Below are 7,608 nucleotides of genomic sequence, written 5' to 3' on the forward strand. Positions count from 1 at the left end.
GGTGGCGGTTTCATAAAACTTAAGGCGGAATTCTTTTGCTTTCTCCAATGCATCATCTCTTTGTCTCTCAGCAAGAAGAGCACGTTTCTCCATCTCCCGAAGCTTCTGGTCAGCTTTTTTCTGCATTGCCTCAAACTCCAGCAGCATATCCTCCAGTACCTGAAACCAGTAATTGCGGACACGGATGGTTTCTTTATGTGCATCCGCTATCTCCGTTAGCAGCGCCTGAATCTTACGTTCATAGGCTCTGCACTCCTTTTGATGGAGTTCTTTCAGCTTAATATAGTGTTCACCGGATTCCAGTTCTTTATTTCTTGTCTGTGCGGCTTTCAGCCGACACATGAGTGAGATGTAATCATACGCATCAGGCATATGTTTTCCTCCAGTACAGTTATAATCAAACGCCACTGACAATGTCTGTAATCTTTGATATATGCTCTTCCAGATATTCAATCAATTCTTTTTGTTTCTGGATAAATTCCTCCTGGATTTCAATCTGTTTGAGATAACCGGCAAGAAGTTCATCACGTTTTCTAAGTTCTTCTTTAAAATCAATATTCATAAGTGAACCTCTCTTTCTTAAGAAAAAGTATAACAGAAACATAGAAAAAAAGCGAATCACCAGAAAGTGCCTTTTCGTCAATCTGACTGTGGATAAATAGCTGTTTTATAATAAAAAAAGTATTCATGCAGACCTTGAAACTTCAAGAATGGGTTCCCAAAACTAGAATTTGGTGTATAACTTTTAACAAAAAGAACAGCAGGAAAAACTATAAACACAGTTTTTCCTGCCGCGAATGGTTATCCACAAAATAAAAAAATAAATTTCGTCATTTTTTACAATGACTTATGCATACCTCTGAACAGTAACTAGAGCAATCGTATGGATCATTTTTTCCACATCCAGTGGCTTGGCCAGATGTGCGTTCATGCCACAGTCCAGTGCGTGGCGGACATCTTCTGCAAAAGCATTGGCGGTCAGTGCGATGATGGGAATGGAAGAAGCATCCGTCCTGCCAAGCTTCCGGATCTGGCGTGTGGCTTCGTATCCATCCATCAGAGGCATCATAATATCCATAAGTATTACATCAAATGTCCCCTCAGGGTGACTGGAGAAAAGTTTCACAGCTTCCCTGCCATTGGATACTGCAGTTACCACAGCACCTTCCTCTTCAAGGAGTACCTGTGCCACTTCTCTGTTTATTTCATTATCCTCCGCCAGCAGAATCTTTATGCCCTGAATGGAGTTTCGCTCAGATTCTGTCTCAGAAGAGATATCCGTTTCTTCTGCCTCTTCAAATGGCAGAGTGATCACAAAAGTACTTCCAATACCCGGAGTACTGGAAATCTCAATGGTACCCCCCATCTGTTCAAATAGCGCTTTGGCAATGCTCATACCCAGTCCGGTGCCATGATATACACTCCGGGCATCCACCTTCTCCTGAGTAAAGGGTTCAAAAATCTTCTCCAGATATTCTCTGCTGATGCCGATTCCCGTATCAGAGATCGTCCATCTGCAGACCAGTTTATGATCATGGGAAGGGAGAATATTGATCTCCGTATGGATCGCCCCATTCTCTCTGTTATACTTGATACAGTTACTGTAAATATTCATCATGGCACGACGGAGGTGCAGAGGGCTTCCGTATACAAAGGGATGTTCGTATATCTCCGGTGCGATATGAACGGTGAAATCAATGCCGTTTTTCTGTGCCTGCATATCGATCAGCATCTGTGTTTCTTTTTCATATCTGATCAGATCAAAAGGTTCATGGTTGAGTACAAGTCCGCCCTCCTCGATTTTGGACATATCCAGCACATCATTGATGAGAGAGAGCAGATGGCTGGCCGAAATGAATGCTTTTTCACGATTATTTTTAAGGAATTCGATATCATGTTCATGTTTTTTATCAATTTCCAGCAGACCAATGATCCCATTCAGCGGTGTGCGCATATCATGGGACATACGGGAAAGAAAACTGGATTTCTCTGCATTGGCGCGTTCGGCAGTATCAAGAGCTTCCTTAAGGAGCTTCTGGTGCCGGATCTCTGATTCCACCACATCATCCACATTCAGAAATCCCAGAACAATGATACCGGAGTCTTCGTTTTTGATAAAGCGGAACTGATAGTAATGGATACCATCCCTGTCATTTATCCGATAATTTCCCTTGTATTCGGACTGACCGGACAAAACACCCATTACATTACCCAGTTCCAGTGATTCTTCCAGCATTGTACGGTCATCCGGATGTACACGCTGCCGGATATAGTCTGAGAGGAAAAGATCATAGGGGTATGTATCGTTGTGTTTTTTGTCCTGATCAGGGACATCATGGTCTTCCTGCTTGATCACAGAGAGAGTTTTTTCTCTGGGGTTGATCAGGTATACGTTCAGGTAATTGCTGCTCAGTGTCTGGACAATACTTACCTGTGTCTCATAGGCTTCCTGTGTTCTGGTGACATCCTCACCGTAGAGGATTGCTTCCAGATGGTTGTTGGAAGGATTGAGCAGCAGTCTTGCCACATATTTGGAAATCCTGATTATATTGTCATCGTAGAGACAGCGGGAAACCCTGGTGACTTCCACCTGACCGTCCTCGTAGCTTTTCATCAGGGAACTGCGGCAAAATGCGTGGATAAAATCGTTTCTGTCCTTTAATACCGGTATAAAAACAGAAGTCTCTGCAATAAAATGGTCAATGGAAGCGTCAGTATCCATCTTATAGGCCAGGGCAGAGGTGCCTCCGATCTTCAGAATTTTATCCTCTGTAAGATCGAAATGAAAGTAGCCGGCAGCATGGGTAATGGATGCCAGAAGAGAGTGTAGCTGGTTTTCATAAATCTTGCGTGCTGTCACATCATTGTCTTCACAGGCCACTGCGATCACGAAATCCCGATAATCATCGGCGTTTCCGTTTCTGGCAATGAGCAGATAATAGTAATGGACAGTATCTGTGACAAACCTGAAATGGAATTTGAAAGAAGCTTCCTGAGAAAGTCTTTCCAGCAGGGTTTCATAATTCAGGTGTCTGGACACATAGGAACGGTCATCTGGATGAACATATTTCTGAATGAGAAAATTAAATGACAGTTTATAGTCTGAATTATCTTTAATATCGAGATCCGCAAAAGCAGCAGTAAATCTGGAACGATATACGGAGATTTTCCCGGTTTCCCGGTTTACGCCATAAACAGACATGTAGTCAGAAGCAAGCAGGTTGATGGCACCCAGCAGACGGAGAGAGTTCTCGCCTGTGGGAATGGACTTTGACAGGCTTTCTCCTTCGGCTACTGTGCTGAATACAAGGGCATGTCCTCTGCTGCCATCGGAATGTACAGTCTCTACCGCATCAACTGTCTCATAAATATGACGGATCGGATCCAGGTAAGTCTTTGGCCCCTGTATCCCCAGTGCTACAGGGCAGGGCGGGCATGGAGAATCAAGCCCCATAAGTGCTTTATAGCATTTCACTCCCGGCTGGAGATTGGGGTACAGCTGTTTGGCAGTGTCGTTATAGCTTAGGATATTATAGTCTTTGTCTATGCTATAATATCCGGATGAGTGTGTGTTCATAATTTTGTACTCCTGATGTTTAGTATTTCAAAGTATACTCTTTTTACCAAAAAATAGCAATGATAATGGGGGAATTTGTAAAAGTTGTACAATGTTTCGTTACTGTTCACACGCCTCTATCCCGCGAGGTGTTTTGGCATGAGAATGCCAAAATCCCGAGACATACCGCGCGAATTTATGCGAATAGCATAAATTCTGTGCATCGCGAAGCGTGTTACTGGGCACGGAGTGAACAGTAACGATTTTTTTGTACAAAGAAACCTCTAAGCAATTGACAACTGGCAGTAATTTTGTTTATTATTATTTTGGATACATCTGTTTAAAAATAAGACAGCTTTTCAGTCAATTTTTAAAAGAGAAAGGAGAATATTATGACTCTTATTGAATTTGTTACAATTACAGAAGAAAAAGTTAAGAAGGAGCTCAAAAACAAACAGGGACTGGAAGACACTAGCATTATTACTCTTAAACTGCAGGATCCGGATGCGATTAATACAAAAGTCAGATATTTACTGGAGGCCAGCAATAAAGAAGGAAAAAAGAAATGTGTCAGTCTGAACACATATTACAGAACTTATGAAGAGGATCTGGAAAAAACCGATATAGATAGTCTATCAGATGGATCTATTCCGACTTTTTTTGACGTCATTATCACTGATATCATTAGTCAGATTAAAAAAGCATTCGCCGCGTAGAAAGAGATTACAAATATATAAGCAAAGAATTTAAGCAGATTGCTTTTTGTGACTTAGGCCATCAGTTCTATGGATAGTGGCCTAAGTCATTTCTATTTTAAAATTCAAGTTTTTTGACAATTCGAAAAACTGTTATCCGCGGAGGCCGTTTCCTTTGTACTGTTGCTATTAGGCAGCGGGTGGTATAGGGGAAGGGTTTTTCCGCGGAAAATACAACTACTTTCGGATATATGTATCAGCTTTATTGTTTGGTATGGTGCAGGTTTTTCCATCGGATGTATAGGCTGTGCCGTCAGATGCATACCATATTCCGGATGGGAGTCTGTAATCCGAGCCGATAAAGGCAAATCTATCTCCGATGGTTAATCTGGTGAGCTCATAGCATCTGTAGAACGTAGAACTCATGTCGGTAACATTGCTAGAGTCGATTAAGCTGAGATCCAAACTTACTAAACTATTGCAATTATCAAATAAACGTGAATAATTAGAAATTTTATTTGAAAATATGGGCAGCTTTAATGTTGTTAACGCGGAGCAGTTTTGAAACATTGCTCCGGAAATCCATCTGTCGTTTTTTACATCTGAAACTTGAGAAACATTTTGGAAATCTAACATAGACAAATCTAATGATGTTAAAGAACGGCAACTATAAAACATACCTGCTGCTGCTTGTAAATTACCTGTATCTATAGACGATAGGTTAAGATTGATAAGGTTGACACAACCGTAAAACATACCACTCATATTTGTAACGTTGTTAGTCTTCAGATGGGATATATCCAAAGCTGTCAACCCACTACAGTTAGCGAACATATAGCTCATATTTGTAACCTTACCTGTGTCCAGCGGAGCCAGATCCAAAACTGTCAGTCCACTGCAGTCGTAGTAACTCATATCTGTAACATTCTGAGTGTCCAGAGAACTTAAATCAAGACTTATAAGCCCCTTACATCTGCGGAACATGTCCCTCATATTCGTAACATTACTGGTATCCAGAGGAGACAGATCCAGAATTGTCAGTTTATTACAGTTGTAAAACATAGAATCCATACTTGTGACTTTTTGCGTATCCAGGGGAGACAGATCCAAAGCAGTCAGCCCACTACAATCGTCGAACATGGATTCCATATTCGTGACCTTTTGCGTATCCAGAGGAGTTAAATCTAAAGTAGTCAGGCTACTGCAACCGCGGAACATAGAACCCATATCTGTCACATTTTGCGTATCCAATAAAGTCAGATCAACATTTTTTAGATTATTTTTATTGTAAAACATTTGATTACTATTTTGATTAGACTGTATTTTTAAATCTTTGATTTGTGTTGACACTATCATAGTTGTTCCGTCCATCCAGGCTATGACTCCGTCATCTCCGTCTTCATCCACATCAATCAGAGTTGCCGAGACAGGCATGGTTTCATCTGTAAATACAATAGAAGTTGCCGTAGATGGAATCATAGAATTAAACTCGGAGCCTCTTTTTAATACAAATGTTTTTTCCTTTGCATACAAATCAATAGATGTATGATCAATAGAATTTAAAAAACTTGAAGTAAGCGTTCCGTTATCATTAAAAATAGCCTTATATTTAAAAGCAGTATCAAAACACCATTCAACGAAAGCTCCAACGGGAACATTGTATGTACCACTAATAATTTGTCCAGAACCATTATATACGACTGTATTTTCTTCGCTTCCATCTGCAAACTTCATTCCATTTCCATGAAATGTAATCGTATAAGTTCGGTTGAGTTTTGAAGGTTCAACGGTACTGATCGAGACATCCGGGATTGGCCGTTCGTCATTAGACATACTATCATCCCATGATTTGGTGACAGTTACTACTCCGGATGTCCTAGAATCTTTGAAATCATATACTTTCCCGGAATCATCGCTGTTTTTGGAATCCGTAGTCACATTATTTGTACTACTCACTTGCAAAAAACTATCGGGGGGGGGGACTACCAGAATTAGTAATATCCGCAGAGACTGGCACTTCTGCCAGAAGAGAGAGTCCCAGGATCATGCCCGGGAGCCATGTTTTTAGGTTGCTCAATTTCATAATACAGTCCTCCTTGAGATTTATTTGACCGTAATATGCCAAAAAACTTATTTTCATATACAAAACATATTGTTCATATTATGGCTGTCAAAAAAACGAAAGGAGATATTTCTTATGAAAGAAAAAATGAGAATTCTGGTCGTAGAACCAGTAAAGAGACCTTATGTAAAGGAGATTGATCATACTCTGGAGGAGATGCAGAAAGTAGTCGGAGGCTCAATTCAGGCCCTTTATCCGTTTGAGGATTGGGTAGGTTTGATTTGCAATGATGAGGCTAAAATAGCAGGTGGTTTCACACCAAACAGAGCACTTAGAGATGAGAATGGGAATGTTTATGATATAATTTTTGGAACATTTTTCATCGCAGGACTTGGAGAAGAGGACTTTTGTAGTCTGGATGATGATCTTATTGAAAAATTCCATAAATATTACGAACACCCGCAACTTTTTGGCTTTCGTGGAAGTGAGGAAGAGCATAAGTGGATTAATGAAACACACCCGCCTATTTATACCTTCCATTTGTGGATGTTGAAAGACACTGAGGAAAACGAGGACTACCTCTTCATGTCACGTCGATACTTAAAAAAATCAGGAAGAAAAATCAAAAAATCAGACTATGAAGAGGTTTACGATGGTATAAGTGTTGGTGGTAAAAATGACCATGAAACAGCAGAAAGTATCTATGCTTGTCTTAATACTGAGACGCCGGCAGATTATCATGCGAGAACGTTTTCCATGGGCGATATTCTCGTGCTATCAGATGAGGATAGAAATGAGAAAGCTTATTTTTGTGATACTTTCGGTTTCGTTGAGGTGCCAGAATTTCTTTCATAATCAAAAAGCACTTCTGGAGAGGACATCTTTCTCTCTGGAAGTGCTTTTTTGATATGAAATATCGGACATACACTATGATTCTATTTTTTTTACATTGGGCAGGATCATCATTAGTATCTGAATGCTACAGGTCGGGATATTCTCCTTGTCAAAAAAAGTGAATTCGAATTCACTTTTTTGAGTTACATACGGATACCATCTTTTTGCAAATTTTCCATATTTGGCAAGGATTTAATATGATGAGTTACCCCGCCTTTGCATCATCTTCTCTCAACCATTCCGGATGCTCCTCCCAAGTATTGTGTTCTATGTCGATCAGGAAGTTCTTTGTCAGCGTGTTGTATATCCGCGGAAGCCCCATCCCGTTCATACTAATAGATTCGGAAGTCATATAGGTGATGCAGTGCTTCTGCCAGTAATCCATCCAGATATCAAGAACT

Annotated in this window: 6 protein-coding genes and 1 pseudogene; 2 read left to right on the top strand and 5 right to left on the bottom strand. The window is 40.5% G+C overall.

The window, feature by feature from the left end; all coding sequences use genetic code 11:
• From AC075L_RS00420 to AC075L_RS00430, 3 genes and pseudogenes are all read right to left on the bottom strand, one after another.
• Positions 1-372 (bottom strand): annotated as a pseudogene (locus AC075L_RS00420) (IS66 family transposase); the annotation flags it as partial.
• A 25-nt stretch (positions 373-397) separates the two neighbouring features.
• Positions 398-562, bottom strand: a complete 165-nt coding sequence (locus AC075L_RS00425; RefSeq protein WP_173684295.1) for a hypothetical protein — start codon at positions 560-562, stop codon at positions 398-400.
• Between the two features lie 285 nt (positions 563-847).
• Positions 848-3,577, bottom strand: a complete 2,730-nt coding sequence (locus AC075L_RS00430) for a response regulator (RefSeq protein WP_476387001.1) — start codon at positions 3,575-3,577, stop codon at positions 848-850.
• A gap of 371 nt (positions 3,578-3,948) precedes the next feature.
• Here AC075L_RS00430 and AC075L_RS00435 point away from each other — a divergent pair, with 371 nt between their 5' ends.
• Positions 3,949-4,272 (top strand): hypothetical protein, encoded by a 324-nt coding sequence (locus AC075L_RS00435; RefSeq protein ID WP_476387002.1) that lies wholly within the window; start codon positions 3,949-3,951, stop codon positions 4,270-4,272.
• Between the two features lie 216 nt (positions 4,273-4,488).
• Here AC075L_RS00435 and AC075L_RS00440 read toward each other — a convergent pair whose 3' ends face one another.
• Complete coding sequence (locus tag AC075L_RS00440) at positions 4,489-6,084, bottom strand: BspA family leucine-rich repeat surface protein (protein WP_476387003.1); 1,596 nt, start codon at positions 6,082-6,084, stop codon at positions 4,489-4,491.
• Positions 6,085-6,448: 364 nt separating this feature from the next.
• Here AC075L_RS00440 and AC075L_RS00445 point away from each other — a divergent pair, with 364 nt between their 5' ends.
• Positions 6,449-7,168, top strand: a complete 720-nt coding sequence (locus AC075L_RS00445; RefSeq protein WP_476387004.1) for a DUF3846 domain-containing protein — start codon at positions 6,449-6,451, stop codon at positions 7,166-7,168.
• 244 nt (positions 7,169-7,412) lie between these two features.
• Here the strand turns inward: AC075L_RS00445 and AC075L_RS00450 are convergent.
• A partial coding sequence (locus tag AC075L_RS00450; protein WP_476387005.1) for a hypothetical protein occupies positions 7,413-7,608 on the bottom strand: 196 nt, incomplete at its 5' end.

It is taken from the genome of Blautia sp. ZXY-1-B12 (genome assembly GCF_056339915.1).

What these genes read in the sequence shown, in the direction of transcription:
- AC075L_RS00425 (WP_173684295.1), bottom strand. Translation starts at nt 562, where the DNA reads ATGAATATTGATTTTAAAGAAGAACTTAGAAAACGTGATGAACTTCTT.
- AC075L_RS00430 (WP_476387001.1), bottom strand. Translation starts at nt 3,577, where the DNA reads ATGAACACACACTCATCCGGATATTATAGCATAGACAAAGACTATAAT.
- AC075L_RS00435 (WP_476387002.1), top strand. Translation starts at nt 3,949, where the DNA reads ATGACTCTTATTGAATTTGTTACAATTACAGAAGAAAAAGTTAAGAAG.
- AC075L_RS00440 (WP_476387003.1), bottom strand. Translation starts at nt 6,084, where the DNA reads ATGTCTAATGACGAACGGCCAATCCCGGATGTCTCGATCAGTACCGTT.
- AC075L_RS00445 (WP_476387004.1), top strand. Translation starts at nt 6,449, where the DNA reads ATGAAAGAAAAAATGAGAATTCTGGTCGTAGAACCAGTAAAGAGACCT.